Raw genomic sequence first — 20,514 nt, forward strand, 5'->3', positions numbered from 1 at the left:
AGAAAAACGCGTTGCCGCGGCCACGCCGAGCCCGGACACTCGTTCGCGAAGATCGCCCCTATAGCGAGAAAGGACCGTGATGTCCACGCTGCGGGTCACCGCCGAGCAGCTGACCATTCACCCGCATGACAACGCCGACACGCTGGAACTGGCGCAGGTCGGTCTCTACCGGGCGGTCGTCGCCAAGGGCCGCTACCGAACAGGGGACTGGGCGCTCTACATCCCCGAGGGGTCGGTGCTGCCGGACGAGCTGATCGAGGAGCTCGGTCTCACCGGCAGGCTGGCGGGCTCGAAGAAGAACCGGGTCAAGGCGGTCCGGCTGCGCGGCGAGCTGTCGCAGGGGATCGTGTGCGTGCCCAAGGCCGTCGCCGGCGTCGACCTGGCCGAGGCGCACGCGCAGGGCCGCGACTTCGCACCCGAGCTGGGCGTCACCAAGTACGTACCCCCGGTCCCGGTGCATCTGAGCGGGGAGGTCGAGCCCGCGTCCGACCTCATCCCCTGGATCGAGATCGAGGACATCAAGCGGTACCCGCAGCTGTTCGAGGCCGGGGAGCCCGTGGTGGCCACGGAGAAGATCCACGGCACGGCGTGCGCGTTCACCCTGGCGGGCGGCGAGGCGTACGTCTCCTCCAAGGGGTTCAGCGCCAAACGGCTCGCGATCAAGCGCGACGCGAACAACCTGTACTGGCGGGCGGTGGAGGCGTACGGCGTGCCCGAGGCCGCCGCGCGCATCGCCGAGCGGCTCGGCGTCGAACGGGTCGGCGTGTTCGGCGAGGTGTACGGCAGAGGCGTGCAGGACCTGGCGTACGGGGCCGACGCCAAGGGCGAGCGTCCCGGCTACGCCGTGTTCGACATCGCGGTCTCCGACGAGGACGGCCGCGTGCGCTGGCTGGACCCCGCCGAGCAGGCCGAGATCCTCGGCGGGCTGGGCCTGCCGCGCGTGCCCGAGCTGTACGCGGGCCCGTACGACGCCGACACGCTGATGGAGCTGGCCACCGGCGAGGAGACCGTGTCGGGCACGGCCGCGCACCTGCGCGAGGGCGTGGTGGTGCGCACTGCCACCGGCCGCTACAGCCCGGTGGTGGGCGGCCGCGCGATCGGCAAGCTCGTCTCGCCCGCGTACCTGACCCGCAAGGGCGGCACGGAGTACGAGTGAGCCCCCGGCGGTCCGTCTCACATGCCAGACGGATCGCCGGGGACGGGCGCCGACCCCACCGGCGGCGGGTGCGATGCTGGCCGGGTGAGCACCGTCATCACCGACATTGGCGAGCTGGTGACCAACGACCCCGGCCGAGGAGACGGCGCGCTGGGCCTGCTCCGGGACGCGGCGGTCGTGATCGACGGCGACGCCGTCGCCTGGGTCGGCCCCGCGCGGCGGGCGCCCGCCGCGGACGAACGGTACGACGCGGCCGGACGCGCCGTCCTGCCCGGCTTCGTCGACTCCCACGCGCACCTGGTGTTCGCCGGGGAGCGGGCCGAGGAGTTCGCCGCGCGGATGAGCGGCCGCCCCTACACCGCGGGCGGCATCCGCACCACCGTGGCCCGCACCCGCGCCGCCTCCGACGACGACCTGCGGGCCAACCTGCGCAGACTCGTCGGCGAGATGGCGCGGCAGGGCACCACCACCGTCGAGTGCAAGTCGGGCTACGGGCTGACGGTGGAGCAGGAGGAGCGGTGCCTGCGCATCGCCGCCGAGACCGCCGACGAGGTGACGTTCCTGGGCGCCCACGTCGTCCCGCCCGAGTACGCGGGCGACCCCGCGGGCTACGTGCGGCTGGTGGCGACCGAGATGCTCGCCGCGTGCGCCCCGCACGCCCGCTGGATCGACGTGTTCTGCGAGGACGGCGCGTTCGACGCCGACCAGTCCCGGGAGATCCTCACGGCGGGCGTGCGCGCGGGCCTGACCCCGAGGGTGCACGCCAACCAGCTCGGCCCGGGCCCGGGGGTGCGGCTCGCCGTGGAGCTCGGCGCCGCCTCCGCCGACCACTGCACCCATCTCACCGACGCCGACGTCGACGCCCTCGCCTCGGCCGGGACGGTCGCGACGCTGCTGCCCGGCGTCGACTTCTCCACCCGCCAGCCCTACCCGGACGCGCGGCGGCTGATCGACGCGGGCGTCACCGTGGCGCTGGCCACCGACTGCAACCCCGGCTCCTGCTACACCTCCAGCATGCCGTTCTGCATCGCGCTCGCCGTCCGCGACCTGCGCATGACCCCGGCCGAGGCGGTGTGGGCGGCCACCGCGGGCGGCGCGCGGGCGCTGCGCCGCGACGACGTGGGCCGCCTGGCCCCCGGTGCGCGCGCCGACGTGCTCGTACTGGACGCCCCGTCCCACGTCCACCTCGCCTACCGCCCCGGGGTTCCGCAGGTCGCCGCCGTGTGGAAGGCGGGACGCCGCGTCCCGGCATAGCCGTCAGGACCCGCCCAGGTAGCGGCGGTGCACGCGGATCAGCGGGTCGCGGCGGCGGGAGATGTAGTCGGCCGACAGCACCGCGGCGACGAACAGGACGTGGTCGCCCGCCTCGATGCGCTGCCGCGTCTCGCATTCGAGGGCGGCCACGCCGTCGTCGGCGATGAGGGCCTCCGAGCGGGGCCCCCGGTGGTGCGGCTCGCCCGCCAGCAGGAGCCGGGCGCTGGGCCGGCCGGCGGCGGCGAAACGGCCCGCGAGGGCGCGCTGCCCCGCGCTCAGCACGGTCGCGGCCCAGCGGTCGCGGCGCCGCAGGACCTCGCACAGGTAGGACGTGGCCGTCACCCCGGCCAGCACCATCGGCGGCTCCAGCGACACCGACATGAACGACGTGACCGTCGCGCCCAAATCGTCGCGGCCGTCGCGGACGGTCAGCACCACCACCCCGGTGGCGAACCCCGCGACGGCATCGGTGAAGTCGGCGCCGCTGACGTTCATCCCCCGGCTCAGCGGAACTCCCACACGCCGGGGAGGGTGAGCGGGCCGGCGGCGGGCAGGCCCAGGCGGGTGGCGATGCCGGACAGCGAGCCCCAGCCGTCCAGGCGGGCCGCGGCGGCCGTGCGGTCCTCGCTGGACTCGGCCGGGCGCAGCCGCTCCAGCGGGGACACGTGCGGGTAGGAGCGGACGGGGGCGTCCTCGGGCAGCCCGGCCTTCTTGCGGGCCAGGTCCAGGGCGTGGTCGAGGCCGCCGAGCTCGTCGACCAGGCCGTTGTCCTTGGCGTCGGCGCCCGTCCACACCCGGCCGCGGGCCAGTTCGTGCACGCGCTCGCGGGACAGGCCGCGGCCCTCGGCGACCTTGGCGGTGAAGTCCTCGTAGATGCGGTCCAGGGAGGCGTTGATGCGCTCCCATTCGGAGTCGCTGAAGTCCTTGGTGGCGCTGAACATGCGGGCGTGGTCGCCGTCGGCGACGCTGCCCATGCCGATGCCCAGCCGGTCCAGCAGCCCGTTCACCACGGCCTTGCCGACGACCACGCCGATCGACCCGGTGATGGTGCCGGGCTGCGCCACGATCGTGTCGGCGGCCATGGCGACGTAGTAGCCGCCGGACGCGGCCACGTTGCCCATCGACACGATCACCGGCTTGCCCGCCTTGCGCGCCAGCACCACCTCGCGCCAGATCGCGTCGGACGCCACCGCCGACCCGCCGGGGCTGTTGACGCGGAACACGATCGCCTTGACCCGCTCGTCCTTGACCGCGGCGCGGAACGCGGCGCCGATCGTGTCCGAGCCCATGGCCGGGCCCTGGGTGGGCAGCGGCCCGCCGCGTCCGCTGCGGCCGAGCCGGATCGGCCCTTGCCCGTTGATCAGCGCGACGACGTCCTGGCGGCCCGGCTGCGGCAGCCGCTTGGCCAGGCCCTGCGTGCGGTTGTAGCGCGACACGTACCGCAGCTGCGCCTCCGCGCCGACCTCGGCGCGCAGGTCGGCGTACACCTGGTCGCGGTAGCCGAGCCGGTCGACCAGGCCCGCCTCCAGGGCCTCGTCGGCCAGCAGCGGACCCCGGTCGATCAGGTCGCGGACCTTGTCCTCGGGCAGGCCGCGGGCGGCGGCGATCCCGGCCACCAGCTGCTCGCCGAGCGAGTCGACCAGGCGCTGGGACGATTCACGGTGCTCGGGCGTGTAGCCCTGCTCCATGAACATGTTCGCCATGGTCTTGTACTCGTGCCGCTGGGCGAACCGCGGCTGGATGCCCGCCTTCTCCAGGGCCCCGGCCAGGAACGGCTCCTCCATCGCCACGCCGGTCAGCCCGACCTCCCCGGACGGCTGCAGGTAGATCCGCTCGAACGCGGTCGCCAGGTAGTACGGCACCGAGCCGTGGCCGCCCTCCCCGAACGTCTCGGCCCAGGCGACGGTGAGCTTGCCGGCCTCGCGCAGCGCCCGCACCGCGTCGCGGACCTCCTGCGCCATCGCCACCGGGACGCTGCCGGCCACCTTGACCACCAGGGCGCGGACCCGCTCGTCGCGGCGGGCGCGGCGCAGCCCGTCCAGCACGTCGCGAAGGTGGGTGCGGCGCATCGACATGATCGCCGTGACCGGGTCGGCGGGCGGGGTCTCCACCAGGCCGTCGGTGAGGTCGAGTTCCAGGACCAGCGGGGCGGTGCGCCGTTCGCGCGCCTGCTTGAGGAGGGTGACGACTGTGCCGGGATCCACCATGGCCCCCAGCCTATGCGCAAGCCCCGGCGCACCGGCCACGGTCGGACGATCATCGCACGGGCGGATGCGGATATCGTCGCCCTATGGGAGACGGCGACGGGTGGGCGCGCTGCAGCCTCGGGCACCTGCACTGGGGGCGGTTCGGCGCCGCCGGGTTGCTGCTCTTCCACCGCGACCCCGGCGACGGGCTGCTGCGGGTGCTGCTGCAGCAGCGGGCCTGGTGGTGCCACGGCGCCGGGACGTGGGGGATGTTCGGCGGCGGACGGCACAGCGGCGAGGACCCGGTGGCCGCCGCGCTGCGCGAGACCGCCGAGGAGTGCACGCTGGACACCGGGGCCGTCCGCGTCCACGGCGTGCGCACCGACGACCACGGCGGCTGGGACTTCGCGTCCGTCATCGCCTCGGTGGACGGCCCTGTGGAGGTGCGTCCCGCGTCGCTGGAGACCCGCCGGGCCGCCTGGGTGCCGGTCGAGGAGGTGACGGGCAGGCGGCTGTTCAAGCCGTTCGCCCGCACCTGGCCGCTGCTGAGCACGATGCTCACCCGGCTGGTGCTGGTGGTGGACGCGGCGAACGTGGTCGGCGCGCGCGCCGACGGCTGGTGGCGGGACCGCGCGGGCGCCAACACCCGGCTGCGCGACGACCTTGCGGTGCTGCGCGACGGGATCACCGGGCTGCCCGACGGGGTGCTGCCCTACGAGCGGGTCTTCCCCGAGGTGGTGCTGGTGGTGGAGGGCGCCGCCCGCGGTGTCGCCGAGCAGCCCTGCGACGGGGTGAGCGTCGTGGCCGCGCCCGGCAGCGGCGACGACCGCATCGTCGAACTGGTCACCGCCGCCGAACCCGACGCCACGTACCTCGTCGTCACCGCCGACCGCGAGCTGCGCGCCCGCTGCACCGCCGCCGGCGCCTCCGTCACCGGCCCCCGCTGGCTGTTGTCCCGCCTCCCCCGGCACGACCGGTCGGGCTAGAGGAGGCCGAGGAATTCCTCGACCGTCATCCCCACGTCGCCAAAATCCCACGAACCGTGGCTTTCTTGATGTCACGGCCTGGATGTACAGGAACGGTGGTCCCGCGTCTTTCCGAATTTCCGTACGGCCTTGCAGCCGGCCTTCTCCAATGCACGGACGACTTGGTCGCCGTGCAAGGCGGGAATGTCCGGCATCAGGCGACGTCCAAGGTGAGGGTCGGCTCGTTGGGAACGCCGAACTCCTCGATGAGGCCGATGAGGGCCTCGTGGAGATCGGCTACCGCCTCGTCGGGGGTGTCGCCTTCGCCGTGCGCGCCCACGCCGGCATCAGCAGAGCATGCGCGGCCCAGCCGCCGTCCTCGTCCTGCTCCACGGTGTAGGGGACGTGCACGAGCTTCTTCATAAAGGTCACGTTAGCCGGTGAAACGAAGATCGCAGGGCGGTGCACCCGGTATTTCAGTCGGGGACGAGCAGGAGGGCGGCCAGGGGCGGGACGCGCAGGGCGGCGGACGCGGGCCAGCCGTGCCAGGGGTCGTCGGAGGCTTCGACGCGGCCCATGTTGCCCACGCCGCTGCCGCCGTACTCATAGGCGTCGGTGTTGACGACCTCGCGCCAGCCGCCCGCGATCGGCAGGCCCAGCCGGTAGTTCTCGTGCGGGATGCCGGCGAAGTTCACCACGCAGGCGACGACGGGCGGCGCGGCCTGGCAAGCGGGAGCCTGCCCGGGGGCCGCCTCCTCGTCGGGCGGCACCGCGCAGCGCAGGTACGACAGGCAGTTCCCGGCGGCGTCGTCGGCGTTGATCCAGCGGAACCCGCCGGGGTCGTTGTCCAGCGTCCACAGCGCGGGCAGGTCGCGGTAGGCGCGGTTGAGGTCGCGGACGAGCCGCTGCACGCCCAGGTGCTCGGCGCCCTCGGCGGCGTTGTCCAGCAGCCACCAGTCCAGCGCCCGCGACTCGGCCCACTCGGCGCCCTGCCCGAACTCGCCGCCCATGAACAGCAGCTGCTTGCCCGGGTGCGTCCACATGTAGGCCAGCAGCACGCGCAGCCCGGCGAACCTCTGCCAGTCGTCGCCGGGCATCTTGCCCAGCAGCGAGCCCTTGCCGTGCACCACCTCGTCGTGCGACAGCGGCAGCACGTAGTTCTCCGAGAACGCGTACACCAGCGAGAAGGTGATCTCGCTGTGGTGGTGCCGCCGGAACACCGGGTCGCGCTGGACGTACTCCAGCGTGTCGTGCATCCAGCCCATGTTCCACTTGAACCCGAACCCGAGTCCGCCCTGGTGGGTGGGGCGGGTGACACCGGGCCAGGCGGTGGACTCCTCGGCGATCGTCACGACGCCGGGGTTGCGCTTGTAGACGGTGGCGTTCACCTCCTGCAGGAAGGAGATGGCCTCAAGGTTCTCCCGGCCGCCGTAGACGTTGGGCGTCCACTCGCCCGCGCCCCGCGAGTAGTCCAGGTACAGCATGGACGCCACCGCGTCCACGCGCAGCCCGTCGACGTGGAACTCCTCCAGCCAGTAGCAGGCGTTGGCCACCAGGAAGTTGCGCACCTCGGCGCGGCCGTAGTCGAACACCAGGGTGCCCCAGTCGGGGTGCTCCCCGCGCCGGGGGTCCGCGTGCTCGTACAGGGCCGTGCCGTCGAAACGCGCCAGCGCCCACTCGTCCCGGGGGAAGTGGGCGGGCACCCAGTCGAGGATGACGCCGATGCCGGCCCGGTGCAGGCTGTCCACCAGGAAGCGGAACTCGTCGGGGTCGCCGAAGCGCGCGCTCGGGGCGTAGTAGGACGTGACCTGGTACCCCCAGGACGGGCCGTAGGGGTGTTCGGCGACCGGCAGGAACTCCACGTGGGTGAAGCCCATGTCCGTCACATATGCCGTGAGCTCCTCGGCCAGCTCGCTGTAGCCCAGGCCGGGCCGCCACGACCCCAGGTGCACCTCGTACACGCTCATCGGCTCGTTCACCCAGGACCGGTCCTTGCGGCGCCCCATCCACTCGCCGTCGGCCCACTCGTAGGCGGAGGTGAACACGCGCGACCCCGTCGCCGGAGGGTGTTCGGTGGCGCGCGCCATGGGGTCGGCCTTGGTGCGCCACCGCCCGTCGGGGCCGAGGATCTCGTACTTGTAGACGGTGCCGTCGCCCACCCCCGGGACGAACAGCTCCCACACCCCGGACGCCCCCAGTGAGCGCATGGGGTGCGCGCGTCCGTCCCAGTGGTTGAAGTCGCCGACGACGCGCACGCCCCGGGCGTTGGGCGCCCACACCGCGAACACCGTCCCGGCCGCCGGGCCGAACGCCGACGGGTAGCCGCGGGTGCGCGCGCCCAGCGCCCGCCACAGCTCCTCGTGGCGGCCCTCGCCGATCAGGTGCAGGTCGAGCTCGCCGAGTGTGGGCGGATGCCGGTACGGGTCGTCCTGGATCAGCTCGATGCCGTCGGCGTAGGCGACGGCCAGCCGGTAGTCGGGGACCTCCCGCGCCGCCTCCGGCGGCAGCGTGGCGGTGAAGACGCCCTCGTGGAAGTGGTGCATCGCGTACCGGCCGCCGCCGGGCAGGACGACCTCCACGCGTTCGGCCAGGGGGCGCAGCGCCCGGACGGTCACGCCGGCGGGCCCGGGATGCGCGCCGAGGACACCGTGCGGATCGTGGTGGCCGCCGCCGACGAGCCCGTCGATCTCCGCACGCGTCACCCCTGCCATGGCCTCATGGCCTCCTCCGTGCCGGGATCCGTCGTCTCCCCCTAGCACTGCCCCCGGGGCGGCCTCTTTCACCCGCGGGTTCCGCCTGCCGGTGATCGCCGGGGTCGGCGCGGGCGCGCCGGCCTCCGGGGAGGCGGGGCGTGTGACCGCACGGTGGCACAGGATTCTCGTTGGGGGTCGCGCCGATGTGCCTGCGCCGACCGTGCGGTCACGTCCGTCCGGCCCGCGGCGGGCGCATCGCCGCCCCGGGCCGAGTCCTCCTTGCCTCCATAACCGCGGCGACAGAATTACCTGTCGCCGCCGCGGGTTCCGCTCAGGACTCCGAGGCGTCCCGGCGCGCCTGGTCGCGCAGCAGCTCGCGCAGCCCGGCCGCGTCGTCGGCGGCCACCGTCATCGCGTACCCCGCCTGCAGCTGGGCGTCGGTGAGATCGCCGCTGCGCGTGGCGTACCAGCGTCCCGCGTCGCTGCGCCACACCAACCACCCGGGGAACTCCGCCTCGATGGCCGCTTTCAGGTCATCGAAGTCGCCCATCAAGGTCGTCCCTTCCCCGAGGAGGCTGTTCTGTATACAAAAGTCTTACTCCGTCGAAGAGGTGTCAAGCTGTGCGTAAGCGGACCGTCTCCCCGCGGATAGCGGGGGGCAGGCGGACGGCCGGGACCGCGGACCGGCCGGGACACCGGCGCGCCGCCGCTCGGGTGCGGGCTTGGCCGCTGCGGCGGGCTCGGATGAGAAGAGGTGATTGCCGGTGCCGGACCGTCCGGCCTACCTCCGGATAGCCGACACCCTGCGCGAACGGATCCGGGACGGCGACTACCCGCCGGGCGCCAGGCTGCCGACGATGGCGCGGCTGCGCGCGGCGCACGGCGTCTCGGAGATCGTGGTCCGCCAGGCGATCGCGGTGCTGCGCGGCGAGGGGCTGGTCGAGACCCGGCGGGGCGGCGGCACCGTCGTGCGGGCCCGGCCCCCGGTGCGCCGCGTCGCCATGGACCGCTACCGCGCGATCACCCGGCCCCGGGCCGTCGCGGCGGGCGAGGCGTCCTCCGGCGCGCCCCCGCCGCCCAGGACGACCTTCACCCACGACCAGCGCATCGGCTGGGACGAGTACCGCCTCGACCGGGTCTTCGCCCGCACCCACGCCGACGCCGACCTGGCCGGGCTGTTCGAGCTGCCCGTCGGCACCGAGCTGCTGCGCCGCCGGTTCGTGTTCTACGCCCGCGAGGAGCCGCAGCAGATCTCGGTGAACTACCTGCCGTGGGACCTGGTGGGCGGCACCCCCGTCGCCGACCCCGACCGTGAGCCCTGGCCCGGCGGCACCCTGGCCCAGCTCAGCTACCTCGGGCACCCGCCGACGCGGGTGGAGGAGGCGGTGCGCGCCCGCATGCCCACGCCGGAGGAGAGCGAGACGCTGCACATGGCCGCCGGGGTGCCGGTGGTGGCGATCACCCGGCGGATGCTGTCGGGGCCGCAGATCATGGAGGTGTGCCGCGACATCGTCATCCCGGCCGACCGGGTCGTCCTCGACTACGCCATCGACCTGTGAGACGCCCTCACCCGGCCAGGTGCGCCAGCGCGCGCAGCGGCACCGGCAGCCACGACGGGCGGTTGCGCGCCTCGTACCGGATCTCGTACACCGCCTTGTCGAACTCGAACGCCCGCACCAGCACCGCGTGCTCGGCCGGGTCGAGGCCGCCCGCGTCGGCGTAACCGCGGCAGAAGGCGCCCCGGTTGCGCTCCGCCCATGCGTGCGCCCGCGTCTCCAGGCTGAGCGCGGCGTCGGTCGGCAGGCTCTGGTCGGCGATCAGGAACCGCGCCGCGTACTCGAAGGACCGCAGCATCCCCGCCACGTCGCGCAGCGGGTGGGCGACGGCGCGCCGCTCGCCGGGCGTGCGCGCCGGCTCGCCCTCGAAGTCCAGCACGATCCAGCCGGTGTCGGTGCGCATCACCTGGCCGAGGTGGTAGTCGCCGTGGACGCGCTGGAACACCGGCGGCGTGCGCAGCCGCGCCAGCTCGTCGAACGCCTCCCGGATCGCGGTCTCGTGCTCGGCCAGCGCGGGCACGGACCGGCACACCTCGTTCAGCTGCCGGTGCATGTCCGCGGCCATCTCCCGCGCGTAGCCGGCGGGCATCCGGGTGACACCGAACGCGGCGGCCAGGTCGCGGTGCACGGTCGCGGTGGCGGCGCCCAGCCGCTCGGCCTCGGCGGCGAAATCGCCCCCGGCGGCGCCCGCGTCCGCGGAGGTGGGCGCCCGCGGGTCGCAGACCGTGGGCGCGTAGGCGAACCAGTCGCGCACGCTGGTGATCGCCAGGTCCCAGCCGTCGGTGCCGCTGGGCAGGTACTGCGACATCATCGCCAGCGTGGTCGGCTCGGCCGGCGCCGTCGGCTCCGGCTCGGCCGGCCCCGAGGCCACCGCGGACGCGGCGGACGGGTCGAGGTCGATCCAGCCGCACACCCTGGGCACGTGCGCGCAGCCCACCCGCGACAGCCCCAGGTTGACCTCCAGGTCGGGATTGGCCCCCGGCGACAACCGCCGGAACAGCTTGCAGATGTAGACGTCACCGAAGATCAGCGAGGAGTTGCTCTGCTCGGCCGAGCCGGGCACGCTGTCCAGCCCCGTCTCGATCTCGATGCCGGGAGCGCGGCGGAACCGCAGCGGCCCCACGACCGCCTCGGCGGCCATGCCCTCCAGCAGCACCCGGGTCAGCTCCGCGTCGTACACGGCGTCGTAGACGTGCGCGGCCACCGAATGCTCCGCGCCCCCGTGCGCATGCCCGGCGCCGTCGTCCGAGGGCCCGACGGTGAAGCCGCCGATCTCCCCGAACCGCAGCCGCTCGGGCATCTCGTGCCGGACGCCGAGCAGCAGCTGGTAATGGTCCCAGCCGCCGTCCTGCCGCACCGCGGCGATCACGTGGTGCAGCTCGGGGCCGTCCGGGGCCCGCGCCGCCGGCCCCGGATGCAGCTCGGTGGCGGTGCCGATGGAGACCTCGCCGATGGCGCGGTCCTTGCCGGCGAACCAGCGCTGCCGCGGCAGCCAGTCCGCCAGCAGGTCGGCCAGCACGTCGTCGGGCGGTCGCATCGTCACATCACCTCCGCCTCGGCGGGCTCGGGCTCCGGCAGCAGGAACCAGTAGAAGCCGTGCCCGGGGAGGGTCAGCAGGTACGGCAGCTCGCCGATGGCCGGGAACCGCACGCCGCCCATGCACTCGATGGGCGTGGCGCCGCGGAAGCGGCGCAGGTCCAGCTCGACGGGCTGGGGGAAGCGCGACAGGTTGTTGACGCACAGCACCCGGTCGACGCCCGCGCGCCGCACGCCGTGCTCGTCGGGCCTGGCCGCCCAGTGCGCGGACACCCCTTCGCCGATCTCCCGGACGAACGCCAGCACACTGGGGTTCGACGCCGACAGCTCCACATAGGAACCGATGCCGAACACCGGATGCCGCTGCCGGATCTCGATCATCTTCCGCGTCCAGTGCAGCAGCGACCCGGGGTTGTTCTGCTGCGCCTCGACGTTGACCGCCTGGTACCCGTAGATCGGGTCCATGATGACCGGCAGGTACAGGCGGGCCGGGTCGCAGCGGGAGAACCCGGCGTTGCGGTCGGGTGTCCACTGCATGGGGGTGCGGACGGCGTCGCGGTCACCGAGCCAGATGTTGTCGCCCATGCCGATCTCGTCGCCGTAGTAGAGGACGGGGGAGCCCGGCAGCGACAGCAGCAGCGCGGTGAACAGCTCCAGCTGGTTGCGGTCGTTGTCGAGCAGCGGCGCCAGGCGGCGGCGGATGCCGATGTTGGCCTTCATGCGGGGGTCTTTGGCGTACTCGGTGTACATGTAGTCGCGTTCTTCGTCGGTGACCATCTCCAGGGTCAGCTCGTCGTGGTTGCGCAGGAAGATCCCCCACTGGCAGTTCTCGGGGATCTTCGGGGTCTGCGCCATGATCTCGGAGACGGGGTAGCGCTGCTCGCGGCGGACCGCCATGAAGATGCGCGGCATGACCGGGAAGTGGAACGCCATGTGGCACTCGTCGCCGCCGGCGGCCGGGTCGCCGAAGTACTCCACGACGTCGGCGGGCCACTGGTTGGCCTCGGCGAGCAGGACGCGGTCGGGGTACAGGCGGTCCACCTCGGCGCGGACGCGTTTGAGGTAGGCGTGGGTCTCGGGGAGGTTCTCGCAGTTGGTGCCCTCGCGCTCGTACAGGTACGGCACCGCGTCCAGGCGGAAGCCGTCGATGCCCAGGTCGAGCCAGAACCGCAGCACCTCCAGCATCGCCTCCTGGACGGCCGGGTTGTCGTAGTTGAGGTCGGGCTGGTGGGAGAAGAAGCGGTGCCAGTAGTACTGCCCGCGGACGGTGTCATAGGTCCAGTTGGACGCCTCGGTGTCGACGAAGATGATGCGGGCGTCGGGGTACCTGTCATCGGTGTCCGACCAGACGTAGAAGTCGCCGTAGGGACCGCCGGGGTCGGTGCGGGACGACTGGAACCACGGGTGCTGGTCGCTGGTGTGGTTCATCACCAGGTCGGCGATGACGCGGATGCCGCGGGCGTGGGCCTGCTGGACCAGCTCCACGAAGTCCCCCAGCTCGCCGAACTCGGGCAGGATCAGGGTGTACTCGCTGATGTCGTAGCCGCCGTCGCGCAGCGGCGACTGGTAGATCGGCAGCAGCCACAGGCAGTCGATGCCCAGCCACTGCAGGTAGTCCAGCTTGTCGATCAGCCCGCGCAGGTCGCCGGTGCCGTCGTTGTTGGAGTCGTTGAAACCGCGCACCAGCACCTCGTAGAACACCGCCGTCTTGTACCAGTGCGGGTCGCGCGCCACCTCCGGGTCGAACGCGTCGGGCACCGGCTCCAGCGGCGTCGGCAGGGCCTCCGACGGCAGGTCGCGCGGTGCTCCACTGGGCACGGCGCCCGCGGCGGCGTCCCGCCCGGCGGCCCCGCCACGTGCGGCATCAGCCGACTCGGCGGCACCGGACGCCATGTCCGTGGACGCTGCTGCGGTGGGCGTGGTGTCGGTGGGGGCGGTGCTGGTGGGTGGGCTGTTGGCTTGGGCGGTGTCGGGAGGGGGCGCGGCGGGAGGGTGAGGAGTGCGCGCGGTGTGGCGGTGCCCTTCTCTGGGAGCTGCAGGTGTGTCGCGGTCGCTCAACTGTCGTCTCTCCGGAGAGTGAAGATGTGGGCCGGCTGGATGCGGGGGTCGAGGCGCACGTAGTTGACCTGCCGCCAGGTGTAGGACTCGCCCGACAGTTCGTCATCGACCACGAACTCCGCGTCGGGGCCCAGGCCCAGTGCGGCCATGTCGAGGTAGACGGTCGCCTCGCGCACCATGTGCGGGTTCAGGTTCACGACGGCCAGCACGGTGTCGTCGAGCGCCACCAGCGACTCCCCGCCCTCGGGGTGCACCTGCGCCGACGGCACCGCCGCGGTCACCCGCTTGGAGAAGCACATCAGCTCAGGCTGGTCCACATGGTGGAAGCGCAGGTTGCGCAGCCGGTGCAACGCCGGATGGGCGCGCCGGAACGCGTTCAGCCGGGTGATCAACGGGGCGATGCTGCGGCCCTCGCGCTCGGCCGCCTCCCAGTCGCGCGGCCGGTACTGGTACTTCTCCGAGTCGCGGTACTCCTCGCTGCCGGGCCGCACCGGCACGTTCTCGATCAGCTCGTAGCCGGAGTACATCCCCCAGGTCGGCGACAGCAGCGCCGCCAGCACCGCCCGGATCTCGAACGCGGGCCGCCCGCCGTGCACCAGGTACTCGTTGAGGATGTCGGGGGTGTTGACGAACACGTTCGGCCGCATGTACGCCGCCGCGTCCCCGCTCAGCTCCCGGAAGTACTCCTCCAGCTCCCATTCGGAGTTCTTCCAGGTGAAGTAGGTGTACGACTGGTGGAACCCGATCTTGGCCAGGGTGTGCATCATGGCCGGGCGGGTGAACGCCTCGGCCAGGAACAGCACGTCGGGGTCGGTGCGGTCGATCTCGGCCAGCAGCCGCTCCCAGAACGGCGCCGGCTTGGTGTGCGGGTTGTCCACCCGGAAGATCCGCACGCCGTGGTCCATCCAGTGCCGCACGACCCGCAGCACCTCCCGGTAGATGCCCTCCGGGTCGTCGTCGAAGTTGAGCGGATAGATGTCCTGGTACTTCTTCGGCGGGTTCTCGGCGTAGGCGATCGTGCCGTCGGCGCGGGTGGTGAACCACTCGGGATGCTCGCGCACCCACGGATGGTCGGGCGAGCACTGCAGCGCCAGGTCCAGCGCCACCTCCAGGCCCAGGTCGCCGGCGTACCGCACGAACGCGTCGAAGTCCTCGATCGTGCCGAGGTCGGGGTGGATCGCGTCGTGCCCGCCGTCGGGGGAGCCGATCGCCCACGGCGAGCCCGGGTCGTACGGCCCGGCCTCCAGGGTGTTGTTGGGCCCCTTGCGGAAGGTCGTGCCGATCGGGTGGACGGGCGGCAGGTACACCACGTCGAATCCCATCTCGGCGATGGCGGGCAGCCGCTTCATGGCGGTGCGGAACGTTCCCGACATCGGCCCGCGCCGCCCCATCGGGTCGAAGGACGCGCCCTCCGACCGGGGGAAGAACTCGTACCACGCCCCGGTGAGCGCCCGCTCGCGGTGCACCACCAGCGGGAACCACTCGGTGGTGGTGAGCAGGTCGCGCAGCGGGTAGCGGCCGATCAGGTCCAGCACGTCGGGGCCCGCCACCGCCTCGAGCCGCCGCGTCGGCGGGACGGTGCGGTCGGCCAGCAGCCGGGCCAGCCGCAGGTACGTGGGGCGGTCCTTGCCCGGCAGACCGTCGGCGGCCCGTCCGAACAGCAGCGACCCCTCGGTGAGCATCAGCTCCACGTCCTGGCCGCGCGGCACCTTGATCTCCGCGTCGTGCCGCCAGTGCGCGACGGGGTCGCCCCACGCCTCGATGCGGAAGTGCCAGTGCCCCGGCTCGGTGGGGGCGACCTCGGCGCACAGCCGGTCGGTGCCGGGGGCCAGTTCGGCCATGCGCACCGGCGGCTGCACCCGGCCGTGCGGATCGCGCAGCACCGCCTCGGCGCCGAGCATCTCGTGCCCCTCGCGGAAGACGGTCGCGCTCACCTGGAACGACTCGCCCACCACCGCCTTGGCGGGCCACCGGCCGCAGGCCACCAGCGGTTCGACGTCCAGGATCGGGACGCGGCCGATGCGCGGCGCCTCCCGGTCGGCGGACGGCCCGGCCCGTGCCCGTCCGGGGACTGGATCTGCGGGACGTCGCATGCGCCACCCCTACCCGCTCGCCATTTCCAAAACGTCCATGCCCGGCATCCGCCCCAGTTTTCAGGAAACTTCTTGCGTTTTTCGGGAAATGATGCGGAATTGAGTGCGGGACGACCGTGATCGCCGGGCGGAGCCGCGGCCGGGGCCGCGCCCGTCGCCCCGGAAACGTCCGGGCAACGCAGAAGCAACCTTTTCGCTAAAGGTGTCTTGATCTGCGCAAGAGCCGGACGGCGCGCGCCGGAGGGCGGCGGCCGCGGGAGCGCCGTCACGCACGGGTTTCGATGCCCCGCCGCCGCCCCCGCGGGCACCCCCGGGCGGCCCCGAAACCGCACGGCGATGATCCCGCAGCGGGCTCGCCAGAAGCCGTGCGCGGCGCCTAACGTGGCGTTTCGTGAGGGCAATTCGACGATTCACCGTCCGCACCGTCCTGCCGGAGCCGCTGCGGCCGCTGGAAGAGCTGATCCTCAACCTGCGCTGGTCGTGGCACCACGAGACCAGGGACCTGTTCCGTTCGGTGGATCCGGCGCGGTGGGAGGCGGTCGGACGCGACCCGGTCCGCCTGCTGGGCGAGGTGTCCCCGGACCGGCTGGAGCAGCTGGCCGCCGACCGGCGCTTCCTGCGGCGCCTGGAGGACACCGCCGAGGACCTGCGCGAGTACCTGACCGCCCCGCGCTGGTACCAGTCCCTGACCGAGTCCGCGCCGGCCCGGCGGCCCGGCCGCGGCCGGCCCGCCGAGGCGATCGCCTACTTCTCGCCCGAGTACGGGATCACCGCCGCGCTGCCGCAGTACTCCGGCGGCCTCGGCATCCTGGCGGGCGACCACCTCAAGGCCGCCAGCGACCTCGGCGTGCCGATCATCGCCGTCGGGCTGCTGTACCGGCACGGCTACTTCGCCCAGTCGCTGTCGCGCGACGGCGGCCAGCTGGAGCGCTACCCGTCGATCGACCCCGACGGACTGCCGCTGACCCTGCTGCGCGACGCCGGCGGCACCCCGGTGCGGGTCGCGATCGGCCTGCCGCAGGGGCGCCGCCTGCACGCGCAGGTCTGGCTGGCGCGCGTGGGCCGGGTGCCGCAGCTGCTGCTCGACTCCGACGTCGAGGGCAACGACCAGGCCGGCCGCGGCATCACCGACCGCCTGTACGGCGGCGGCGGCGACCACCGGCTGCTGCAGGAGATGCTGCTGGGCATCGGCGGTGTCCGCGCCATCCGCGCGTACTGCCGCATCACCGGCCACCCCGCCCCCGAGGTGTTCCACACCAACGAGGGGCACGCCGGGTTCCTCGGCCTGGAGCGCATCCGCGAGCTGGTGTCGCAGGAGGGCCTGTCGTTCGACGAGGCCCTGGAGGCGGTGCGCGCCGGGACGGTGTTCACCACCCACACCCCGGTCCCCGCGGGCATCGACCGGTTCCCGCGCGAGCTGATCGAACGCCACTTCGGCGGCGCGGCCGAGAGCCGCGACGTCCCGCTGGAGCGCGTGCTGGACCTGGGCGCCGAGACCTACCCCGGCGGCGACCCCGCCGTGTTCAACATGGCGGTCATGGGCATGCGGCTGGCCCAGCGCGTCAACGGCGTCAGCGAGCTGCACGGCCGGGTCAGCCGCGAGATGTTCGGCGGCCTGTGGGGCGGCTTCGACACCGCCGACGTGCCGATCGGGTCGATCACCAACGGCGTGCACACGCGCACCTGGGTGGCCCGCGAGGTCCTGGATCTGGTCGCGCGCGAGGCGCCGTCGGCGGTGGAGTCCGGGCAGGGCTGGCGGCGGGCGCACGACCTGCCCGACACCGACCTGTGGCGGGTGCGCCGCGACCTGCGTGAACGGCTCGTCGTCGAGGCCCGCCGCAGGCTGCGCGAGTCGTGGCTGCAGCGCGGCGCCAGCGAGGCCGAAGTGGCGTGGACCGCCGCCGCGCTCGACCCGGACGTGCTGACGATCGGGTTCGCCCGCCGCGTCCCGTCCTACAAGCGGCTCACGCTGATGCTGCGCGACCCCGACCGCCTGCGCGCGATCCTGCTGCACCCCGAGCGGCCCGTGCAGATCGTCATCGCGGGCAAGGCGCACCCCGCCGACGAGGGCGGCAAGCGGCTCATCCAGGAGATCGTGCGCTTCGCCGACCGGGAGGACGTGCGGCACCGCATCGTGTTCCTGCCCGACTACGACATGGCGCTCGCCCGGTTCCTGGTGCAGGGCTGCGACGTGTGGATGAACAACCCGCTGCGGCCGCTGGAGGCGTGCGGCACCTCCGGCATGAAGGCGGCGCTGAACGGCGCCCTCAACCTGTCCGTCCGCGACGGCTGGTGGGACGAGTGGTACGACGGCCGCAACGGCTGGGCGATCCCCTCCGCCGACGGCCTGGCCGACCCCGACCGCCGCGACGACCTGGAGGCGGCCGCGCTGTACGAGCTGATCGAGGAGCAGGTCGCGGTGCTGTTCTACGACCGCGACTCCGCGGGCCTGCCGCGCCGCTGGCTGGAGATGGTCAAGCACACCATCGCCGCGCTCGGCCCCAAGGTGCCGGCCTCCCGCATGGTGCGCGACTACGTCACCGACCTGTACACCCCGGCGGCGGCCGCGTCGCGGGCGATGAGCGCCGACGGGTACGCCGGCGCCCGCGAGCTGGCGGCCTGGAAGCAGCGGGTCGCCAAGGCGTGGCCGGGTGTGGCCGTCGAGCACGTGGAGTCCGGCGGGGAGGACGGCGGGGAGGACGGCCCGCGCCTGGGCGGCCGGCTGCCCGTGCGGGTCGTGGTGCACCTGGCCGGGCTGGACCCGTCGGACGTGGCGGTCGAGGTCGCCCACGGCCGGGTCGACGAGTCCGACGCGCTGATCGACCCGGAGTATCTGCAGCTCAGCCCGGTCGGGTCGATCGAGAACGACCGGCTGCGCTACGCCGGGGAGGTGCCGCTGCGGCGCAGCGGCGTGTTCGGCTACGGCGTGCGCGTCGTTCCCCGGCACCGCCTGCTGGCGCACCGCGCCGAGACGGGCCTGATCGCCCTGCCGCCCGCGCCGCACGGCAGCGCCGACGGCACTCCGCACTGACAAACGCGGCGGGTCCAGTCCATAATCACCCGTTCATGGACTGGTATGCCCAGGCCGCCGCGGTGGCGGCCGCCGCCCTGGTCGGCATGGCCTTCGGCGGCGGGGTCGCCTGGCAGATGAACGGCGATTCCACCGAGTCAGACGACCCCGTCCGCGGCGTGCGCGCCCCCTGCAACCTGGTGTCCGCAGAGACGCTGCAGGAGGTGCTGCCCGACGCGATCGTGGTGTCGACGTCCGGGGCCGGCGAGCCGGGCGAGGACTGGTCGCTGAGCAGGGAGTGCGGCCTGGCGTCGAGGAAGGAGGGCGACCCCAACCAGCCTCTCCTGACGCTGCGGCTGACGCGCTACGGCGACCGCAAGGAGGACGTCGACCGCGGGAAGGGCGAGAAGATCGTGGTGCGTTGGGGCGAGGACCAGGCGGCCGGGGAGTTCACCTCGGAGCTGTCCGGCGACAGCGACTCCATCTGCCGGCTGCAGTCCATCACCGGGATCGGCCAGCGGGCGGCGGCGTGCGCGGGCACCTACTACGACGACTACTCCCCGGCTTACCGGGTGATGGCGCAGCGCGGCGACCTGGTGGTGAAGATACTGGCGGTCGGGCGGGCCGCCGCGAACCGCGAGGCGGTGGGGCGGCTGGCGGCCGGGGTGCTGGAGGCGGGCCGGTGAGCGGAGCGTCCCTGCGGAGCCTTGCCGCCAACCCGATCGGACAGGCCGTCTACGCGCTGTTCGGCGGCTGCGTCGTCGGCACCCTGACGGTGCTGATCGGGCAGATCACCGGGGTGCTGCCGCTGGGCGAGCCCCGCATGCTGCGCGTCCCCTGCCGGGACGCCTCGCTCACTGCGCTCGTCCCCGGCGGCGAGGTGTGGAACCGCACCGGTCGCACGGGCGCCGAGTGCGAGATGCGCGTCGGGGCGCCGCGCCACGCCCACCTGGACATCAGGATCGACAAGGCGTGGACGAAGGGCATGGCCCGGGAGGACCACCTGCGCGGCTGCGGGTCGCTGAACGGCGTCGGCGCGGTGGGGCGCCCGCCGGGGCTCGGGGACGAGGCGTGCATGGTGACGGACCGCGGCATGCTGCCCGAGACCACGGTCCTGGTGCGCCGCGGCGCCCTGCGCATCACCGTGCGGTACGGCTCGGCCGCCAAGAGCGCCGCGGCCGTCGAGAGCGACGCGGTGGCCGCGGCCCGGCGCGTCACCGCCTCGCTCTGACGGCTCCCGGCGGGGTTCAGACCGCCTCCTCCTCGGGCGGCGGGTCGGCCATGCGCCAGGCGGTGACCAGCATCGGCAGCGACCACACGGTGGCCATCAGCGCGAACAGCAGCACGACGGCCGCCGCGCCGGGCACCTCCGGCCGCTCCTGCCGCAGCGCCAGGCTCACGGCGAAGAACACCACGAACAGCAGCGCCAGGGTCAGCCGGTGGGCGACCGGGTGGGCGCTCAGCCGCTCGCGGACCTGCCTTTCGTCGAGCAGGTGCTCGGGCAGGCTGACGGTGCCCCGGGTGACGATGTGCAGCATCCCCCACAGCTGTGCACCCGCCGCCAGTGCCAGCCCGCACAGCACGAAGGTGGTGATCATCGCGGCGGTGCTGGGCGCCAGGAACCAGCAGACGACCGCCGCCGCCCACAGCAGCCCCAGGCAGCCCGCGGCCGCGGCCACCAGCCTCCGCCGTGCCTGCCTGGTCCGGTAGCGGGCCTGGTAGCGCGGCGTCTCGCGCTCCAGCACCGCCAGCATCCGCTCCTCGCGCCGGTTGCGCGGCTTCATGATCGGCTCCCGTCGTTCGTCGTTTCCGTGGCGCCCAGGCGCGGGAAGGGGTTCAGCGAGAACACCACCTCGACCGGCACCTCGAAGTAGTCGGCGATGCGCAGCGCCAGGTGCAGGCTGGGGCTGTACTCGCCGCGTTCCAGGTAGCCCACGGTCTGGTAGTGGACGTCCAGCGCGGCGGCCAGCTCGCGGCGTGACACGCCGCGTTCGGCCCGCAGCATCG

At 73.3% G+C, this 20,514-nt stretch carries 18 protein-coding genes; 7 read left to right on the forward strand and 11 right to left on the reverse strand.

The window, feature by feature from the left end:
- Positions 1 to 79: 79 nt before the first annotated feature.
- Both ABD879_RS01255 and hutI read left to right on the forward strand, forming a co-directional pair.
- Complete coding sequence (locus ABD879_RS01255) at positions 80 to 1,156, forward strand: RNA ligase (ATP) (RefSeq protein WP_345016506.1); 1,077 nt, start codon at positions 80 to 82, stop codon at positions 1,154 to 1,156.
- 84 nt (positions 1,157 to 1,240) lie between these two features.
- Positions 1,241 to 2,410 (forward strand): imidazolonepropionase, encoded by a 1,170-nt coding sequence (hutI, locus tag ABD879_RS01260; protein ID WP_345016508.1) that lies wholly within the window; start codon positions 1,241 to 1,243, stop codon positions 2,408 to 2,410.
- Positions 2,411 to 2,413: 3 nt separating this feature from the next.
- On the opposite strand, the gene ABD879_RS01265 is transcribed toward hutI, so the two are convergent.
- Together ABD879_RS01265 and sppA are read right to left on the reverse strand one after the other, a co-directional pair.
- A complete protein-coding gene (locus ABD879_RS01265) occupies positions 2,414 to 2,905 on the reverse strand; it encodes a flavin reductase family protein (protein ID WP_345016591.1) in 492 nt (163 codons plus the stop codon).
- A gap of 8 nt (positions 2,906 to 2,913) precedes the next feature.
- Entirely contained in the window at positions 2,914 to 4,617 is a 1,704-nt protein-coding gene (gene sppA, locus ABD879_RS01270) for a signal peptide peptidase SppA (RefSeq protein WP_345016510.1), read from the reverse strand.
- Positions 4,618 to 4,700: 83 nt separating this feature from the next.
- Here sppA and ABD879_RS01275 point away from each other — a divergent pair, with 83 nt between their 5' ends.
- Positions 4,701 to 5,582, forward strand: a complete 882-nt coding sequence (locus ABD879_RS01275; protein ID WP_345016512.1) for an NUDIX hydrolase — start codon at positions 4,701 to 4,703, stop codon at positions 5,580 to 5,582.
- Between the two features lie 25 nt (positions 5,583 to 5,607).
- Here the strand turns inward: ABD879_RS01275 and ABD879_RS33105 are convergent, their stop codons facing one another.
- The 4 genes from ABD879_RS33105 to ABD879_RS01290 form a co-directional block, all read right to left on the reverse strand.
- Positions 5,608 to 5,736, reverse strand: a complete 129-nt coding sequence (locus ABD879_RS33105; RefSeq protein ID WP_486303736.1) for a type II toxin-antitoxin system HicA family toxin — start codon at positions 5,734 to 5,736, stop codon at positions 5,608 to 5,610.
- A 122-nt stretch (positions 5,737 to 5,858) separates the two neighbouring features.
- Positions 5,859 to 5,984, reverse strand: a complete 126-nt coding sequence (locus ABD879_RS01280) for a hypothetical protein (protein ID WP_345016514.1) — start codon at positions 5,982 to 5,984, stop codon at positions 5,859 to 5,861.
- A 53-nt stretch (positions 5,985 to 6,037) separates the two neighbouring features.
- Entirely contained in the window at positions 6,038 to 8,272 is a 2,235-nt protein-coding gene (gene glgB, locus ABD879_RS01285) for a 1,4-alpha-glucan branching protein GlgB (protein ID WP_345016516.1), read from the reverse strand.
- A 313-nt stretch (positions 8,273 to 8,585) separates the two neighbouring features.
- Complete coding sequence (locus ABD879_RS01290; RefSeq protein WP_345016517.1) at positions 8,586 to 8,804, reverse strand: hypothetical protein; 219 nt, start codon at positions 8,802 to 8,804, stop codon at positions 8,586 to 8,588.
- Positions 8,805 to 9,018: 214 nt separating this feature from the next.
- Here ABD879_RS01290 and ABD879_RS01295 point away from each other — a divergent pair, with 214 nt between their 5' ends.
- Positions 9,019 to 9,813, forward strand: a complete 795-nt coding sequence (locus tag ABD879_RS01295; RefSeq protein ID WP_345016518.1) for a GntR family transcriptional regulator — start codon at positions 9,019 to 9,021, stop codon at positions 9,811 to 9,813.
- Between the two features lie 7 nt (positions 9,814 to 9,820).
- On the opposite strand, the gene ABD879_RS01300 is transcribed toward ABD879_RS01295, so the two are convergent.
- The 3 genes from ABD879_RS01300 to ABD879_RS01310 all read right to left on the reverse strand — a co-directional run bounded on the left by ABD879_RS01300 (position 9,821) and on the right by ABD879_RS01310 (position 15,497).
- On the reverse strand, positions 9,821 to 11,347 hold the full coding sequence (locus ABD879_RS01300; RefSeq protein WP_345016519.1) for a maltokinase N-terminal cap-like domain-containing protein: 1,527 nt from the start codon (positions 11,345 to 11,347) through the stop codon (positions 9,821 to 9,823).
- Positions 11,348 to 11,349: 2 nt separating this feature from the next.
- A complete protein-coding gene (gene treS / locus ABD879_RS01305) occupies positions 11,350 to 13,239 on the reverse strand; it encodes a maltose alpha-D-glucosyltransferase (RefSeq protein WP_345016520.1) in 1,890 nt (629 codons plus the stop codon).
- Between the two features lie 161 nt (positions 13,240 to 13,400).
- Positions 13,401 to 15,497 carry an alpha-1,4-glucan--maltose-1-phosphate maltosyltransferase gene (locus ABD879_RS01310; RefSeq protein ID WP_345016521.1) on the reverse strand — a complete coding sequence of 699 codons (2,097 nt, stop codon included), beginning with the start codon at positions 15,495 to 15,497 and terminating at the stop codon, positions 13,401 to 13,403.
- A 391-nt stretch (positions 15,498 to 15,888) separates the two neighbouring features.
- On the opposite strand from ABD879_RS01310, the gene glgP reads away from it, so the two are divergent.
- From glgP to ABD879_RS01325, 3 genes are read left to right on the forward strand one after another with little or no spacing between them, the layout of a single operon-like run.
- Positions 15,889 to 18,528 (forward strand): alpha-glucan family phosphorylase, encoded by a 2,640-nt coding sequence (glgP, locus tag ABD879_RS01315; protein WP_345016522.1) that lies wholly within the window; start codon positions 15,889 to 15,891, stop codon positions 18,526 to 18,528.
- Positions 18,529 to 18,563: 35 nt separating this feature from the next.
- Positions 18,564 to 19,193: a hypothetical protein gene (locus ABD879_RS01320; RefSeq protein WP_345016524.1), complete on the forward strand. Its 630-nt coding sequence runs from the start codon at positions 18,564 to 18,566 to the stop codon at positions 19,191 to 19,193.
- Positions 19,190 to 19,738 (forward strand): hypothetical protein, encoded by a 549-nt coding sequence (locus tag ABD879_RS01325; protein ID WP_345016526.1) that lies wholly within the window; start codon positions 19,190 to 19,192, stop codon positions 19,736 to 19,738. Before ABD879_RS01320 ends, ABD879_RS01325 begins: the two co-directional genes overlap by 4 nt.
- Positions 19,739 to 19,754: 16 nt before the next feature.
- Here the strand turns inward: ABD879_RS01325 and ABD879_RS01330 are convergent, their stop codons facing one another.
- Positions 19,755 to 20,291 (reverse strand): hypothetical protein, encoded by a 537-nt coding sequence (locus ABD879_RS01330; protein ID WP_345016528.1) that lies wholly within the window; start codon positions 20,289 to 20,291, stop codon positions 19,755 to 19,757.
- A complete protein-coding gene (locus ABD879_RS01335) occupies positions 20,288 to 20,512 on the reverse strand; it encodes a helix-turn-helix transcriptional regulator (protein WP_345016593.1) in 225 nt (74 codons plus the stop codon). Before ABD879_RS01335 ends, ABD879_RS01330 begins: the two co-directional genes overlap by 4 nt.
- Positions 20,513 to 20,514: the final 2 nt, after the last annotated feature.

Origin of the sequence: Actinomadura keratinilytica (assembly GCF_039539665.1) — a bacterium.
Taxonomy (GTDB): Bacteria; Actinomycetota; Actinomycetes; order Streptosporangiales; family Streptosporangiaceae; genus Spirillospora; species Spirillospora keratinilytica.